General features: G+C 68.2%; 16 protein-coding genes and 1 tRNA gene. 6 read left to right on the top strand and 11 right to left on the bottom strand.

Going from position 1 to position 14,666, the window contains the following annotated elements:
- The 4 genes from WBL05_RS05360 to WBL05_RS05345 all read right to left on the bottom strand — a co-directional run.
- Window positions 1-400 (bottom strand): DUF3322 domain-containing protein (locus tag WBL05_RS05360; protein ID WP_424224266.1); only part of this gene is annotated, 400 nt, incomplete at its 3' end.
- Entirely contained in the window at window positions 397-3,762 is a 3,366-nt protein-coding gene (locus WBL05_RS05355; protein WP_424224264.1) for an ATP-binding protein, read from the bottom strand. The genes WBL05_RS05355 and WBL05_RS05360, both read right to left, overlap by 4 nt.
- On the bottom strand, window positions 3,759-4,424 hold the full coding sequence (locus WBL05_RS05350; protein ID WP_424224262.1) for a DUF4194 domain-containing protein: 666 nt from the start codon (window positions 4,422-4,424) through the stop codon (window positions 3,759-3,761). Before WBL05_RS05350 ends, WBL05_RS05355 begins: the two co-directional genes overlap by 4 nt.
- A complete protein-coding gene (locus tag WBL05_RS05345) occupies window positions 4,421-5,881 on the bottom strand; it encodes a DUF3375 domain-containing protein (RefSeq protein ID WP_424224260.1) in 1,461 nt (486 codons plus the stop codon). Before WBL05_RS05345 ends, WBL05_RS05350 begins: the two co-directional genes overlap by 4 nt.
- 248 nt (window positions 5,882-6,129) lie before the next feature.
- Here WBL05_RS05345 and WBL05_RS05340 point away from each other — a divergent pair, with 248 nt between their 5' ends.
- Complete coding sequence (locus WBL05_RS05340) at window positions 6,130-6,681, top strand: HdeD family acid-resistance protein (RefSeq protein ID WP_424224258.1); 552 nt, start codon at window positions 6,130-6,132, stop codon at window positions 6,679-6,681.
- Between the two features lie 26 nt (window positions 6,682-6,707).
- Here WBL05_RS05340 and WBL05_RS05335 read toward each other — a convergent pair whose 3' ends face one another.
- The gene (locus WBL05_RS05335; RefSeq protein WP_424224257.1) at window positions 6,708-7,250 is read right to left on the bottom strand and encodes a flavodoxin domain-containing protein; all 543 of its coding nucleotides are present in this window, start codon (window positions 7,248-7,250) and stop codon (window positions 6,708-6,710) included.
- Window positions 7,251-7,337: 87 nt separating this feature from the next.
- On the opposite strand from WBL05_RS05335, the gene WBL05_RS05330 reads away from it, so the two are divergent.
- Window positions 7,338-7,967, top strand: coding sequence for a TMEM175 family protein (locus tag WBL05_RS05330; RefSeq protein WP_424224255.1), 630 nt, complete (start codon window positions 7,338-7,340; stop codon window positions 7,965-7,967).
- Between the two features lie 33 nt (window positions 7,968-8,000).
- Here WBL05_RS05330 and WBL05_RS05325 read toward each other — a convergent pair whose 3' ends face one another.
- Window positions 8,001-8,237: a hypothetical protein gene (locus tag WBL05_RS05325; RefSeq protein ID WP_424224254.1), complete on the bottom strand. Its 237-nt coding sequence runs from the start codon at window positions 8,235-8,237 to the stop codon at window positions 8,001-8,003.
- Window positions 8,238-8,327: 90 nt separating this feature from the next.
- On the opposite strand from WBL05_RS05325, the gene WBL05_RS05320 reads away from it, so the two are divergent.
- Window positions 8,328-8,403 (top strand) — tRNA-Lys (locus tag WBL05_RS05320).
- A gap of 204 nt (window positions 8,404-8,607) precedes the next feature.
- On the opposite strand, the gene WBL05_RS05315 is transcribed toward WBL05_RS05320, so the two are convergent.
- Both WBL05_RS05315 and WBL05_RS05310 read right to left on the bottom strand, forming a co-directional pair.
- The gene (locus WBL05_RS05315) at window positions 8,608-8,907 is read right to left on the bottom strand and encodes a hypothetical protein (RefSeq protein WP_424224252.1); all 300 of its coding nucleotides are present in this window, start codon (window positions 8,905-8,907) and stop codon (window positions 8,608-8,610) included.
- A 23-nt stretch (window positions 8,908-8,930) separates the two neighbouring features.
- Window positions 8,931-9,872, bottom strand: coding sequence for a helix-turn-helix domain-containing protein (locus WBL05_RS05310; protein WP_424224250.1), 942 nt, complete (start codon window positions 9,870-9,872; stop codon window positions 8,931-8,933).
- A gap of 63 nt (window positions 9,873-9,935) precedes the next feature.
- On the opposite strand from WBL05_RS05310, the gene WBL05_RS05305 reads away from it, so the two are divergent.
- Window positions 9,936-10,499 carry a TerB family tellurite resistance protein gene (locus tag WBL05_RS05305; protein WP_424224248.1) on the top strand — a complete coding sequence of 188 codons (564 nt, stop codon included), beginning with the start codon at window positions 9,936-9,938 and terminating at the stop codon, window positions 10,497-10,499.
- Here the strand turns inward: WBL05_RS05305 and WBL05_RS05300 are convergent.
- The 3 genes from WBL05_RS05300 to WBL05_RS05290 form a co-directional block, all read right to left on the bottom strand.
- Window positions 10,492-12,741 carry a sigma-70 family RNA polymerase sigma factor gene (locus tag WBL05_RS05300; protein WP_424224247.1) on the bottom strand — a complete coding sequence of 750 codons (2,250 nt, stop codon included), beginning with the start codon at window positions 12,739-12,741 and terminating at the stop codon, window positions 10,492-10,494. The two genes, WBL05_RS05305 and WBL05_RS05300, sit on opposite strands and share 8 nt — an antisense overlap.
- A 6-nt stretch (window positions 12,742-12,747) precedes the next feature.
- Complete coding sequence (locus WBL05_RS05295) at window positions 12,748-12,885, bottom strand: hypothetical protein (RefSeq protein ID WP_424224245.1); 138 nt, start codon at window positions 12,883-12,885, stop codon at window positions 12,748-12,750.
- A gap of 72 nt (window positions 12,886-12,957) precedes the next feature.
- Window positions 12,958-13,296 (bottom strand): DEAD/DEAH box helicase family protein, encoded by a 339-nt coding sequence (locus WBL05_RS05290; protein WP_424224244.1) that lies wholly within the window; start codon window positions 13,294-13,296, stop codon window positions 12,958-12,960.
- A gap of 312 nt (window positions 13,297-13,608) precedes the next feature.
- On the opposite strand from WBL05_RS05290, the gene WBL05_RS05285 reads away from it, so the two are divergent.
- Both WBL05_RS05285 and WBL05_RS05280 read left to right on the top strand, forming a co-directional pair.
- Complete coding sequence (locus tag WBL05_RS05285; protein ID WP_424224242.1) at window positions 13,609-14,121, top strand: RDD family protein; 513 nt, start codon at window positions 13,609-13,611, stop codon at window positions 14,119-14,121.
- Window positions 14,118-14,609 carry a GNAT family N-acetyltransferase gene (locus WBL05_RS05280; protein ID WP_424224240.1) on the top strand — a complete coding sequence of 164 codons (492 nt, stop codon included), beginning with the start codon at window positions 14,118-14,120 and terminating at the stop codon, window positions 14,607-14,609. The genes WBL05_RS05285 and WBL05_RS05280 overlap by 4 nt, the downstream gene beginning before the upstream one ends.
- Window positions 14,610-14,666: the final 57 nt, after the last annotated feature.

Here is a 14,666-nt window from a genome sequence, read left to right as displayed (position 1 = left end):
GCCCGGCCAAGCCGGGCGCGGCGGCCTGCAGTGCCTGGTCGAGGTCGTACTCGGGCCACTGCTCGCGCAGCCGGATGGCCGCAGTGGTGGCGCGCGTCCACTCGCCGGCGCGGCCGGCCAATCGGGCAACGGCCTCAGGTGTGAGGATCACCCGCGCGGGCAGTGATTGGCGGCCGAAGGCGGGCCAGCGCCGCTCAACCCACTGCACCTCCAGCCCGGGGACGCCCACTCGTCGCCAGGCACTCACCCAGGCCGAGGCGGCGTCCGGGTCGGCCGCGAGTTGCGCCTCGGTGGGCGGGTGCAGCGGCCAGGTCCTCGACTCAGGCGCGACCAACCAGCTCCGCCAGTTCCGGCGCCACTGCCCCTGTGCCCACTTGGCGAGGTCATCCGGCGTCCTCAAAGCAACGACTCCTGCCGCAGCCCAAGCACGTCGAAATCGAGCGCTTCATCGGCCGATGGCTGCTGGTGGGCGGCATCCCCACTGTCCTCGAAGAGCAACAGGTGCAGCCGGGAGCTGTCGCCCGACTCGTTGCTCACCATCACCAGGCCGCCGACGTAGTCCTCGATGGTCTGCAGCATCTTCAGCGGGGTGGCCAGCAGCAGTTGGAACCCGAACTGCCGGAAGACCTCCAGCCCGGCTCGGGTGAACTCGTGATCGGCCTTGTCAAAGGCCTCATCGATGACCACGAGAGCATAGCTTGGTACCAACTGCCCGGGCGGCGCCAACTGGAACCGCAACGCCGCGGCCAGGCAGAACGTGACCAGCCGCTGCCGCTCGCCACCCGAACGTCCACCCGAACCGGTGTAGTGATCGAGCGCGACGCCGTCGGCGTCCTGAACCCGCGCCTGGAACTGGACGTGTTGCCGGGTGTCCAGGCAGAGCTGGCGCCACTTCTTGTCGGCCGGGTCCTCCGAACTCAGCTTCTCCAGCAGTCGACGCATCGCCTCGAAGCGCCGCTCAGCCGCGGCCCGGTCGTCCGTCCCGGCGAACGCGTCGTCGAAAGACCCGGAGGTGATCTCGCCCAGTGTGGCGAGGAACTCCTCGACCGCCGGCAGCGCCCGGTCGCGCACCTCAATCTGCAGGTAGGACCCGCGGGCGAACTCCGTCATCAGCAGCGACTTGTTCACCTCGTCGACGCGCATCCGCACCTCGCGACGAGCACCCTTGATCACCTGCGCCAACTGGCTGATGTTGTTGCGGGCCTGGCGTTGCAGCAGTTCGAAGAAGCGGTTCTCGTAGCCTGGCAGTCCGTCGTCCTCAAGCCCGGTCAGTCGTTGCAGGTACTCCGGCAGGTAACCGACGTCGTCGCCCAGGTCGGCCACCGCGATCGGCCAGTTGAGGCGGTACCTGCCCATCACGCGGGACGCCTCGTTCTCCCTGCGGTGCCGCTCACCCTCCAGGCGACTCCGGCGCGTGCCCAGCTCCTTCCGCAGCCCTGGTTCGTCAGGTTCCGCCAACGCAAGTTCGGCGGCCAGCACCTGCAGTGCGTCGGACACCGGCTCGGGGACGGCGTCGACTGCGGCCAGCTTCTGATCGAGCTGTTCGATCCGCTCGACAACCGCGGCCAGCTTCGTCTCGGCCTGGGCGTGCTTGACCGCCAGTTCCTGCCAGATCCGCTCGGCCGCCCGGACATCGTCCCGGGCCCGATGGAGGTTGGTCTCCAGGGTGGCGAAGTCGGGCCTGTCGCGGCGCAGACTCTCGATCTGCTGGTCGAGCTCGGCGACGCGGCGCTCCGCCTCGCCGACGTCGAGTTCGGGCCAGCCGATGCTGCGCAGCTCGGCCAGACCGGCCCGGCGCTGCTTCAGGTTCTCGTCCTGTTCCGCCTGGCCGTCGAGGACCGCGACCGCCGCTGCCAGCTCGACCAGGCTCCCGGTGAGCCGCCGCTCCAGATCGGCCTCCTTGGCCTCGGTCGAGAAGCCGAGCACCCACCGGCTGCGATCGTCCACCCGGGAGCGGTCGTCCTTCTCGTGCCGGTGCTCGTTGTGCTTGACCTGACCGCGCCGGGTGACCGCCCGGGCCACACCGGCGAAGTCGTCGGGATGATCCACGCACGCGTAGTCGAACCGGCTGCACAGCCGATCCCAGAGCCAGCCGTGGAAGGGTCCGTCGGCCACTTCCAGCTTGTGGACCAGGGTCCGCCGGTCGGTGGGCGGCTCGGCATGAGCTGTCCGGCCATCGGTCACCCGCTCGTAGACCAGCCGGGTGCCCAGGTCGCTGGCGTCGATGATCTGGGCGGCGGCCAGGTAGTGCCTGTCGGGCACGACCAGGGTGCGAGCGAACGACCCGAGCACCCGTTCGATCGCGCCCCGCCAGGCGTCCTGCTCGGCCGGCACCTCCAGCAGTTCGCCGACGAACGGCAGGCCGGTCTCGGCCACCTGCAGCCGGTCGGCCAACTGTGCTCGCACCGCCAGCAGCCGCCGATCCAGGTTCGACCGGTGCTTGCGCAGGGCCGCCAGCTCTTGGCCCAGCTCTGATTGCTGCTGGTCAAGCTGGCTGCGTCGGGCGTGTGCCTGCCACTGGTCGGCCTTCAGCCGCTGCTGCTGCCCGGCCAGCTCGGCGTCCAGCTCGCCGACCCGTTCGGTGAAGGCGGCGATCCCGGACGCGTTGGTCGGCAGGGTCAGGTCTTCCGCCTCGGCCAGGTGGGTCAGCCGCGACACGTGTCCCCGACGCTGTTCGGCGTCGCTCAGGTAGCGTTCCCGCAGGTCGTGCAACGCGCCGAATTGGGCCCCGCCGGCGCCGTCGTAGGCCCGCTGGGCCTCCAGCGCCTGCCGGTCGGCGGTCTGCCTGGCGGTCTGGGCGGCGGCGAGCTCGCCGGCCAGTTCTGCGACGCTGCGTTGCGCCCGATCCCGCTCCCGCGCGGCCCGGGCCAGTTGGTGACCCCAGACCCAGGCATCCAGGTGTGACTCCAGCAACGACACCTCGGCGGATTCGGCGCCGATCCGGGTCAGCTCCTGGTCGACCGCCCGCAACGGACGCAGCGCCTCGACCTGCTTGCGTGCGTCCACCACCGCACGGTGGGCTGCGGACAGCTCGGTGAACTGCTCGACGGTCTCGTCGGCCAGCCGGAACGAGTCGGGTTCGTCCAGCATGAACTCCCGGAACAACGAGTCGAGGCTGGTCAGGTTCTTGGCCGACTGGGTCTTGTGCAGCAGCACCTGCGCCTGTTCCGAGGTGATGCCCAGCCGGGCGCGGAACCTGGCCGCGAAGCCGGTGTAGGCGTCCTTGCTGAAGACGGCCAGGTCGGGACGTGCCCGCTTGATGCGGGGGATCTCCAGCCCGTTCTCGACATAGGGTTTCAGGTCGAGCACCTCGACGGCGTCCTTGGCAAGGATGAACACCGACTTCAGGTCGCCGGTGTCGGCGCTGCCCCGCGCCAGGTGGAACAGCCGGATCAGGGTGGTGACCGTGCCGCGGCCGTCGTCGAACGTGAGCGCAATCCCGCTCCAGGTGGCGTCCTTGCGCAGGTAGGCGGTCTGGATCTCGCCGGTTTCGGCGTCGGCCTGCCGCTTGTAGGCGCCGCGCACGTAAGTGACCAGGCTGCGGTCGCGGTCGCCGGTGTCGGTGCCCTGGGCGGCGGCATTGAACCGCAGCCGGCTAGGTCGCACCAGGATCGCGGCCAACGCGTCCAGCAGCGACGACTTGCCCGAACCGGACGGGCCCGTCAGCAGCAACCCTTCGCGCGGCATCGTGAACGAGTGGGCGCCATGGAAGGTGCCCCAGTTGACCAGCTGGACGCGGCTGAGTCGTTGCTGACCGGTCATGCGTCGTCCTCGGTTTCATCGGTGGCGGGGGCGAGGCGTAGCAGTTCGTCGTTGATGGCGGCCACCTGGTCGGCCCCGATCGCCAGCGCCAGGATGGGGGAGACCTCCCAACGATCGTCGTCGCCGGTGGCCTTGAGCAGCACGTTGTACTTGTCCATCTTCGAGATCGCCGCATTGATCCGGGCGTCGAACCCACTCTTGTCGGCACGATCGGCCGGGCGGTAGCTGCGCAACTGGTCCTCCATCTCGTCGCGGCCGACGAAAACGCGGACGCTGCCGTGGCTGCGCTGCAGCAGCAGCCGGCGCAGGTACAGCACCAGGACGGTGTCGAGCAGTGTCAGCGGCTGGTTGCGGATCACCTTCACGGCGTTGTCGACATTGAGGTGGCGGACGAACGCGAGCCGCGCCTCGTGGTCGATGATCAGGTCGAGGTAGAGGTCGGCCAACCGGGTTCGCACCACTTGCTCGTTGGCCTCGAGCACCGCCCACAGCTTCTGGTGCTGGTCGGCGCGCAGGTAGGGGCCCTGCACCAGTTTCACCACCACCTGGCGAATCGGGTGCGGCAGTTCGCCGGGGTCGACCACCTCAACCGGCTCGATCGCCAGGTCGAAGTCGTCCTCGTCGACTTCTTCAGCGCGGCGGGGCGCGGGCTGCAGGCTCATCTTCGGCTCCAACTGGATGGGACGTCGGTAAAGACATACCTCGGCGCACTGACAGTTTTCGTGACGCCCGCGGTGGACTGCCATGACCAGGTCTCGGTGCCGGCCGCTGCGATGGCATGGTTGAGGGCCAGGAAGAGCAACCCCACAATGGACGCCAGCCCTTGTGAAGCGGGGAACCGATGCAGGACGTCAGCGATGCTTGCGCTCGGTCGGTCGCGCAGGGTGGCCGCGATGTTGGCCTGCAGTTCGCCGAAGTCGATCTCGGTGAGCCGGACCAGCCGGCGCATCGCCTCGACATCCAGCGGTGCGGGCCGGTGTTCGGTGACGTCCTCGGTGGTGCGGACGTCTGCTGGATTGTGCAGGGTCCAGGCGCCGATGGACGAGATCTGCATCCCGGTCAGGTCGAGACCGAGCCCAAGTGGCCTGGTGGGTGGCAGGACGCGCAGCACCGCCATCGCCGCCTGTTCGGCGCGTCCGATCGCTTCGGCCAGCCGCTTGTGCTCCCGGTATTCCTGGGTCTCGACGAACCGGCGCAGGCTGCGGGACAGGTCGGTCAGGGTGGCGCGCACCTGCGCGCTCTCCCGCTGCAGCAGGCTGAGGTACTGGCGCAGGAAGGCCGACTCGCCCAGCGGCAACGCCTGGGTGAAGCCACGCAGGAGCACCGCGTCCACGGCGGCGTCGAACCGTTCGGCCAGTTCGGGGTCGAGCAGCAGCCGGTAGAACGCGTTGAAGGTGCGTCCGGCGTCGGAGTTCTCGATCAGGTCGACCCCGGAGAAGACCTGGGCCAGCACCCCGCCGCGCTGGCCCTCGTGGCTGACGATCTGTTCGCGCAGGTCGTGGTTGATCTGCTCGATGGACTCGGCCACCTTGGCGAAGTCGCGCGGCACCTCATCGGCCAGCAGCAGGATCTCCTGCAGCCGCTCCTGGGCGGACTGGTCGTCCAGCGGGGTGTAGCCGTCCTGCTCGACCCGGGCGATCTGCTGGTCGATGCGTTCGCGTTGGCGGCGGAGCGCCTCGATGCGGCTGGCCGGGTCGGGGTCGGTGTCACGGGCCAGCGAGGTGAGCAGGTCGGAGACGTTGGCCAGCCGGGACGAGGTGACGCTCGCCCGCGGCTGTTCGATCGCGGTGATGAAGCTGATGGCGTCCGCGGCGGTGGCCGACAGTTCGACGCTCTCGTCGCGGGCGGCGCTGGCGCGGCGCACCAGGATGCCGTCCCGGATCCAGTCGGCGATGTACTCCTGCGGGGTGCGGGGCAGTTGGAAGCCGTCGTCCCGCAACTCGGCCAGGTCGTCGGCGACCAGTGTCACGAACTCGGGGTAGGGGATGACCCGGCGCTCCACCAGCAGCCGCCCGCAGGTGGCCACGATCACGGGCATCAGGTCGGCGCGGAGCAGCTTCAGGGCCGCCGAACCTGCGGCGCGGCGGGCCCGCAGGGCAGCGATCGATGCTCCAGCCATGGCCGTCAGCATAGGTGGGCGGGGCTGGGGTCTCGGGCTCAGGTCACGTTGGCGCGCCCGGTGTGCACTACTGGTTCCATCGGGATGGTCAGTGCCCGCGCTCGGGGCCATGGGCGTGCATTCTCCCGTCCGTTGTGACGGGATATACCCGCCCGGGCCCGGCCGCTGGCTGATCCACCCGCGTCGGGTGATGCGGGAAGCGCTTTCGTGGGTAAGCATTCCTCCGAGTCACGAGAGGAGATGGCGAAATGAGCGCAACTGCAACCGAGGAACAGGTGGCCCTCGAACGACGTCGAACCGTGTGGGACGTGATCTTCGGGATCCTGATGGTCATCGCCGGTGTCTTCCTGCTCGGGAACGTGGTGCTCGCGACCGCGGTTTCGGTTCTGGTGTTCGGCTGGACCACGCTGATCTCGGGCATCATCATGCTGATCGCCGCACTAGCGCGGATCAGGCAGGGCGGCTGGCTGGCCGCCGCGCTGGGCGGCGCGGTGCTGATCGTGGTGGGCCTGTTCATCCTGCGCAACCCGGTGATCGGTGCGGTAGCGCTGACGATGGTGGCCGGTTCGCTTTTCCTGGTCAGCGGTATCGTCCGGATCTTCGCCGCGTTCGAAGTGCCTGCCGGCAAGGTCATCCTCATCATCAGCGGCCTGATCTCGGTCGGGTTGGGCATCTGGGTGCTGCTCAACATCGTCCCGGCAACCCTGTCGGTGCTCGGCATCATCCTCGGCGTCCAGGTCTTGCTGGAGGGGCTGACGCTGATCGCGGTTGGACGCCTCCGGGCCCCCAAGAAGAGCTGAAATCGCGGGCCGCTCAGCTGGCGGGGTCAGGACGCCGGCTGTGCGTCCAGTTCGTCGGCGATCTGGCTGGCCCAGTCGTCGATCGCCTGCCAGTTGCGGAAGTCGCCCTCCGGCAGCGCCCGCTTCACTGACGGCATCGAGCGGACCACCCGCTCGGATACGCCGACCGGCTTGTCGGCGGGGTTGTAGGCGCCATAGAAAACCTTCTTCCCGCGTGGCTGCAGCGCGCGGTCGAGGTCCTCGAACTCCTGCGGACGGGAGGCCTCCAGCACGTCCCGGCCTTGGGCGTCCACGGTATCGGTGCCGAGCGGGCCGCTGCTGAACAACCAGACCGGCAGCCGGCCCAGTTCGTCCCGGTGCCGGCGGACGAAGCTCTGCGCCGGCCCCAGCCACCTGCCCATGTATGCGGCCGATCCGATGACTACCGCCTCGACGTCGGCCAGATTCGTGACCCGCTCGACCGGGACCGCCTCGGCCGGGTGACCGCGCAGGGTCAGGGTCATCGCGATCCGCTCGGCGATGCCGGCCGTCGCCCCATGACGGGACGCGTACGCCACCAGTACGTTCATTGTTTCTCCCTCCGTTGCCGGCGTGCCGTCCAACCGCAACGATGCGACTTGCGGCCACCTGCTGAACACAAAGCTACGCTTACCCGCATGATCCGTAGCCGGCGGCACCCCGCCGCGACACAGGCGACCAACCGCCTGGAGGCGTACACCGACGGTGTATTCGCGATCGCGGCCACCCTGCTGGTGCTCGACCTGACCACCCACTCGCTCGATGGAGTCACCACGGAAGGCGAACTGGTGTCGGCGTTGGCCGGGATGTGGCGGCAGTTCATGAACTTCGGCATCAGCTTCCTGATGCTGTCGATGCTGTGGATGATTCACGTCCGACAGTTTGAGGTCGTGGCTCGCGTCGACTCGGTGCTGACCTGGCTCAACAACGGACGCCTGCTGTTCATAGTGTTGATGCCCTTCGCCACGGCTACCGCGACCGATTACTCGGATTTCCTCGCCGGCCGGCTGTTGATGCCGGTGACGTTCTTCATGTCGGTGCTGTTCAGCTGGCTGCAGTGGATGTGGGCGGTGCGCTGCCGGGAAGTGATGTTGCCCGACCTGCCGGAACGGGAAGCCCGGGCCGGACGGGGAGATGGGCTCACCGCGGTGATCCTCGGCGCGGGTGTGGTTGCGCTGTCACCATGGCTCGGGACGGCCGGGTTCGCGCTGTTCGTGCTCGACCCGCTGCTCACCAGGGCACTTCGGGGCCGGTTGGGCGGGGGTTGAGGGCGGGTCGCCCGGATGCCGGTGACGGGGAGACTATTGCGGTGCGGTGGCCTCGCCGTCGTGTCGAGGTGGGTTGCGGCGATGCCGCGCGTCCAACGCGGCGCCGATGACCAGACCGAGGGCGATGCCGATCGCCAGTCCGATCGGGAGGTTGTTGAACACGAGTTGGCCCAAGGCGATGCCGAGCCCGGCGCCGAGCGCGATGCCCACACCGGTGTAGACCGGCTGCTGTGAACGCGGCGGCTGGGGTCCGTCCTGCTGTTCGGTCATGGACGCTCCTCACTGAGGCGGTGGTCACAGCCTATGTGCAACAGTGATTTTCGTTTGCCTCAACTCGTGCGCTAAAGTCTTCCCTTGCGCGCACCGCTAGCTCAACTGGCAGAGCAGCTGACTCTTAATCAGCGGGTTCAGGGTTCGAGTCCCTGGCGGTGTACCAACCATGAGGGCCCCGCACCGGTTTCACCGGGCGGGGCTCTGTTGCGTAACCCATCAGATATGACGACGACCTTGGGCCGATTTGGGCAGGCCAGGTCGGGCTGAAGGTTGACCAACGTGGGCATCGTTAACGGGTGAACTCGGGAGTCGGACGGAGGCGTGCGCGTCCGGCACGGGCGAATGCGTGGAGTCGCTGAGCTGTAGGTCAGTTGTGGGCTCCCGGGAAGGCGCCGATCTGGTGGAGTTCGTGGAAGTCGCGGTCGCCTTCGCAGCGGTCATCAAGTCCGATGCGGTAGCGCTGGAAGGACTCAAGTTGGGGCAGCGGCTGAGGTAGGTCGGGGCCTTCGACGAGTTCGACGAAGCTGCGGGTCTCGGCGATCTGGTAGGTGCTCCAGGCGATGCCGTCGGGTTGGGTCTCGGCCAGGTCGTTGTAGACGTCGCGAAGCAGTTCGAGGTGGGTCTGCAGGTGGTCGGGTTTCACGGTGTAGCGCATAAGTGCGTGCATGAGGTCTTGTCCTTCGGTGTTGGTCAGCGGTTGGTGGTGGCCGATGTGACGGGTCGCAGTCCGCCGGGGCGGCGGCCGGCGAGGTGATCGAGGGCGGTGCTGGAGGCGGCATCGGCGGGGAGGTAGATGATCAGGCGCTGGTAGTCGCGGTCGCCGAGATCGAGCGCTTCGAAGTTCAGGCGGAGCGGGCCGACGTCGGGGTGGCTGAGGGCGTGGACGCCGGTCCGGCCTGTGATGAGTGGCCGCTGCCGCCAACGGCTGGTGAACTCCTCCCCACCGACAGCGGTGAGGGTCTCGGCGAGCGCGTCTACGCCCGGGTCACCGCGGCGGTGACCGTGCAGGAAGGCGACCTGTTCGTCGACGACTGTCGACCAGTCGGGGTAGGCGTCCCGGGCTCGGGGGTCGGTGAGCAAGAAGTGGAGCAGGTTGGTCTGCGGATGGTCGAGCAGGCCGAGGGGTCGGGTGAGCCGGTCGTAGCCGTCGTTCCAGGCGAGCAGGTCGGTGAGGTGGTTGACCACGACGGCGGGGGTGGGGCCGAGCCGGTCGAGGACGGCGTGCACGGTGGGACGGACGGTGCGTGCGGCGCTTTGGCGGGCGTGGGCACACAGCTCGGTGCCTTGGCTGATGGTGGCCAGTTGTTGCAGGTGTTCGCGGTCCGCGGTGGTGAGCCGCAGTGCCTGGGCCAGCGAGGCGAGGACTTGGATGGAGGGTCTGGTGTCGCGGCCTTGTTCGAGGCGGATGAGGTACTCCACGCTGATCCCGGCCAGTGTGGCCAGCTCGGCGCGGCGCAGGCCCGGTGTTTGGCGTCGGGAACCGGTGGGAAGGCCGACGTCGGAGGGTCGGACGGCTTCCCGGCGGCTGCGGAGAAGTCGCCCAGCTCGTTGTGTATCACACCGTCTAGTCTGCCCCGCCAGCTGCGCGGAACGGGTGTCCCTGCCAGGACCACCCGCGACATCGCCCACCATCGCGGGGCGTCGGCTGCGGCGGCCAGGAACCCGGACGCCTGGCTCGCCCAGCTGTCAAAGAGGATGCCCCGGATCGATTCGGTGCCGCAGGCAGATCCGTACCTGGCGCTGCTCGACCGGGCCCTGGCCGACCGGGACCTGTCGAGCGCGGAGATTCGAGAACTGGGTCTGGTCTCAAACGAACTCGGTCTGACGAACCGGCAGCTGCTCAAGCTGCATCGGGAGTACGTGCGCGGACTGTGCCAGGTGGCCTACGCCGACGGCGAGATTGGCCGGGACGAGCACGCGGACCTGGTCAGGGTGACCGGACTGCTGCGTCTGACCCCGGCCGACCTCGATGCGGCCACTGACAACGCGCGGAGCCGGAGGTTCCCGGCGACTGAGCTCCCGACGGCCGGCTCGCTGATCGCCTTCACCGGGGACCACCCGGGATACTCACGGAACCTGTTGGTGGGCATGGCCGAGCGGCATGGCCTGACAGTGCATGACCCGGTGACCAGGAAGGTGGCGCTGCTGGTGGCCAGCGACTTCCAAAGCCAGTCAACCAATGCCAGAAAGGCCCGCGACTACGCCATCCCGATCATGCCGGTGGGTACCTTCGCGAAGCTGGTCGGGCTGGTCAGGTGACGCTGTCACCCTCGGGCGAGGTGCGGGTGGGCGTTCGTCCAAGGGGCGTTCTGCCATTCCTCCCGGCATACCAGAGCGTCAACCGGCGAGGCTGATAGCCGCGGACGGACTCCTGCGATTCGGCAGCGTCCACCGGCATCGCACGCCGGGCCGGCTGGAACGAGGGCGGTTCAGTCTGTCGCCTGGCGAAGCCGTTGCGAACCGGCTTGCTACTGGGCCGCGGCTTCCGAGGCGGTGCCTGATTTGCAGGCTCCTCAGGTTGCGCTTGGTCGCCTGGCGTCCCGAGGACGCCGAGTTGCCCTCTGATCAGGGCGAGCGCTTTCGCCTCAATCTGCCGGACGCGCTCGCGAGTCCGGCCAAGGCGCTTGCCGATGGCGTCCAGGGTCTCGGGCTCGCCGGTCTGGAATCCGAAGCGACACCTGAGGACGAATGAGAAGCCCGGCCGTCTCTCGTCCAGGAAGCTGAAGATTCGCTGAACTGTCATTGTCTGGTGGAGTGTGTCGGTCACCTGCTCGTCCACCGGAATGTCGGTGCGGCCGACCTGCACGCCCTGCCAGGAATCCTCCACCTGTTCTGCCAGCCAGTCGGTGCTGACGATCGGGCGGCTCAACCTCGCCATCCGCACCAGTTCCTCGCTCGACGCGACGTTCGGGACGCCGTCCGGATGTTCACGCAGGAACTCAGACCAGGTCTGGCCGCTCGTCGCGCGGATGCGCTCAACCTGTTTGAGCTTGTCAACGAAGTGCACCGGCATCCGGATCAAGCTGCTCTCGTCCGCCAGCGTGCGGGTCAGGGATTGCTGGATCCACCAGGTGGCATAGGTCGAGAACTTGTGGCCGCGCAGGAAGTCGAACTTGTCCACCGCACGGATCAGGCCCAAGGTGCCGGCCTGGATCAAGTCGAGGAACTCCAGCCCATGATTCGTGTGTCGCTTTGCCCAGTGGACAACCAACCGCAGGTTGGACACGATCATCCACTGCCGAGCGAAGTCGCCGGTCTCGCTCACCCGCTGCAGCAGTTCCCATTCGGGTGGGTCGCCGGTCTCGAGCAGGTGGGCCGCATACAAGCCAGCCTCGATCGCCTTGGCGAGATGGACCTCCTCAGCGGCGCTCAGCAGCGGATAGCGTCCGGCCGCATGCAAGTAGTCAGCCACCGGGTCATCACTGATCTTCCCGAACATCCCAAGTGGGGGCTCGGTGAACCGCGCATACCTGTCGTCCTGCCCGGCCGACACCTCCGGAGTCGGATCCGGCTCCGGTTCCTCCCCGCCTGCCGCAAGCTGCAACCCCGGCTCCACGGCGTCGCGGCTTGGCGTGGCGGCGTCCGTGATCGCCCGCATCACCCCGGAGGTGCCTTGATCCGCCGCCACCCCGAGGAACTCGAGCAGTTCCGGAAGTTGTCCCTCACCGAGACTGAACTGGGCGTGCTTCTGGGCCCACGGCAGGCAGTCGTCGTAGAAGTCGGGCAGGTGCCCGGATGCATGCGGGTCCTCCACGGTGTTCTCGGCGTAGAGCACCACGAACCCGGCCACCTTGCGGCCCCGCTTGCGAAGCACCCTGCCCAGACGCTGGATCATCTGACGCCGGCTGCGGTTGGACGCCATCACGATGCCCAGGTCGGCGTCCGACACATCGATGCCCTCGTCGAGGATGCGTGGCGCTGCCAGCGCGGCGAGCTTGCCCTGCTGGAGGTTCTCCAGCCGCTGCTCGCGCTCGTCCGCTCCCAGCTCCGAGTGCACCGCCGCCGCCGTGCATCCGGTGGAGATCAGCACGTCGGCAGCAGAACCGGCCGCGTCCTGCGTCTGGGTGAACACGATCGTGCCGCCCGAGCTGCCCACCGCCGGCGACAACCCCGCGAGCGCCAGGAACTTCATCCTGGTCTCGGCCAACAGCGACTTGCGCCGGGCGAACCTGGCCAGGTAGAAGCGGCCGAGGCCGCCACCGCCACCCAGCGTCCTGTCCTCGGCGAGCGCACTGACCCCCTTCAGGAACTCCGCGATCGGTGACTCGGGCACACCCCACCGCTCAATAAGGCTCAGGCGGGTCGTCTTCAGGGCAGTATCAAGCTCGTCGTACTCCTGGCGCTCTTCGGCGCTCAGCGGCACCGAGGCCAGCGCGAACTTGAACGGCGCGATCAGCTCGTCCGCGGTGGCGCGTTGGTAGTCGAGGTCGAAGCAGACCCCACCGAAGTAGTCACACAGGATCTCGTCGCCGCCGTCGCCCCGTTCCAGCGTCGCGGTCAACCCGAGTCACCAATCGTAGTTGGAGTTCAGCGCCAAGGAGTAGGTCTCGGCCCCATAGCGGTGGCACTCGTCGGCCACGATCAGTCCGCCGCTGCGAGTCAGCGCGGGGCGCCGCATGGCGGACTGGACGGTCGTCACCATCACGTCCCACGGCTGGTCGGGACGACGCTGGGCACGGACCCGCGCCTGGGGAAGCAGCTCGGCGATCGCGGCGATTCACTGCCTGACCAACGCCAGTGTGGGGACGATCACCACCGTTTGGCGACCGGCCCGTCGCGCGTTGTCGATCGCAGCCAGCCCGACGCGGGTCTTGCCGGTGCCCGTGACCGCCTGAACCACGCCCCGGCGGCCGGCGTCCTCCCAGGCGGCGAGCGCCTCCAGCTGCCAGTCGTACAACGAGATCGTCGGGTTCGGACGCCGGGCCTGCAGGTGCTCGTCGCGCCGGCGGCGCAGTGCGGCAAGGCGCAGTTCGGCTTGCGCGATCTCTTCCTCGAGAGCTTCCAGTTGGTTCCAGTCGGCCTCGGCCAAAGCCTCGGACCCGGACGACGCCGCCATGGCTACCTCCTTGGGCCTTGATGCAGCTGCTTGTCAGCATGGTCGCAGCCACGACTGACATTTTCGGGCTGCGACCGGCCATGCGACGCAAGTAGGTCGGCAGGGATTCGGATAACTGCACGTTCGAACTTCCCTACAACGGTTCAAGGCCCCCGAACCACGATGTCCTGCGACATAACAAGCCGCCCCATACCGAAAGGACGACCCACTAAGGCCGTTCAGCAGATCAGTGGGCTTGCTGTCGAAACCCGTTCGAGGCAGTGCTGCCACGCATCCTGATTGAAGCCTCCACTTCCGTGCAAGACTCGGGGCATGAACCCGCTCGCACGACGCCGGGTCGCCGCCCATGCGCTGGACTGCGTCAGCTACCTCGGGATCGCCGCCGCCACCGTCCCTGCCGGGTTGATTGCCACGCGGGCCGGTCTGGGGAAGTCCCGCCGCTTCGTGGTGTGGGCGAGCGCAATCCCGGTAGCGCTCGCCACCACCGTCGCGACGGCTGCCGAAGCCCGGGGCGCCACGTGGGGCAAGCATCGACTCGGCCTGACGGTCGAACGAACCGAAGGCGGCCCGCTCCCCATCCTGAGCGCGCTGGCCCGAAACGTGGTGAAGATCGCGATCCCCTGGCAGCTAGGCCACGTCATCGCGATCGGCGCCAGCCACGGCGGCTTCAAGCGTCCCGAACCAGGCCTGGTCGCCGCCTCGATCGCGACCTATGGCCTGGTCGGTGTGGGTCTGTGGGGTGTGCTTCGCGACTCCGGCGTCACTGTCCACGACATGATCGCTGGTTCCCGGGTGCTCCCATCCGAGCCGGACGACCGCCGATGAGCTCGCCGTCATTCCGGGCCCTGACTGCCCGCGACTCCACTCTCCTCGGCACCGCGACCCTGGCGAACCTGAACTGGTCGGCAGTCCGGTTCACCATGGCCGACGTCAGGACCCGCCCCGACTTCGCCCGTTACACCCGCTTCGTCCCAACCCGCGGTGACTTCGGATTCGTCGCGATGGCTGGCCAGCGTGACATTGGGCTGGTCTGGGTGCTGTTCCTGCCCCAGCACGACGCCGGCTACGGATTCGTGTCCGATCAGGTCCCAGAGCTGTGCTTGTGGGTGCACCGCACCGAACGCGGCAGGGGACTGGGGGCCGCACTGCTGGCAATGGCCCAGGCCGAGGCAACCGCGCGGCAGCTCGACGGGCTGAGCCTGTCGGTCGAGGCCGGCAACCGCGCCAGGCGGCTCTACCAGCGTGCCGGGTTCGTCCACGTGGAGGGACGTGAAGCCGACGGCATCATGCTGTGGTCTGCGATCCAGTATTGACGCCACCAGGACCTCGACTTCCCGATCGCTACCCAGCACACTGTTGCGATACACCGC

The organism is Brooklawnia sp. (assembly GCF_049651565.1).
In the GTDB taxonomy this organism is placed as follows: Bacteria; Actinomycetota; Actinomycetes; order Propionibacteriales; family Propionibacteriaceae; genus Brooklawnia.
The sequence above is the reverse complement of the archived record's forward strand: the minus strand, read 5'-3'. Positions and strand labels throughout refer to the sequence as shown.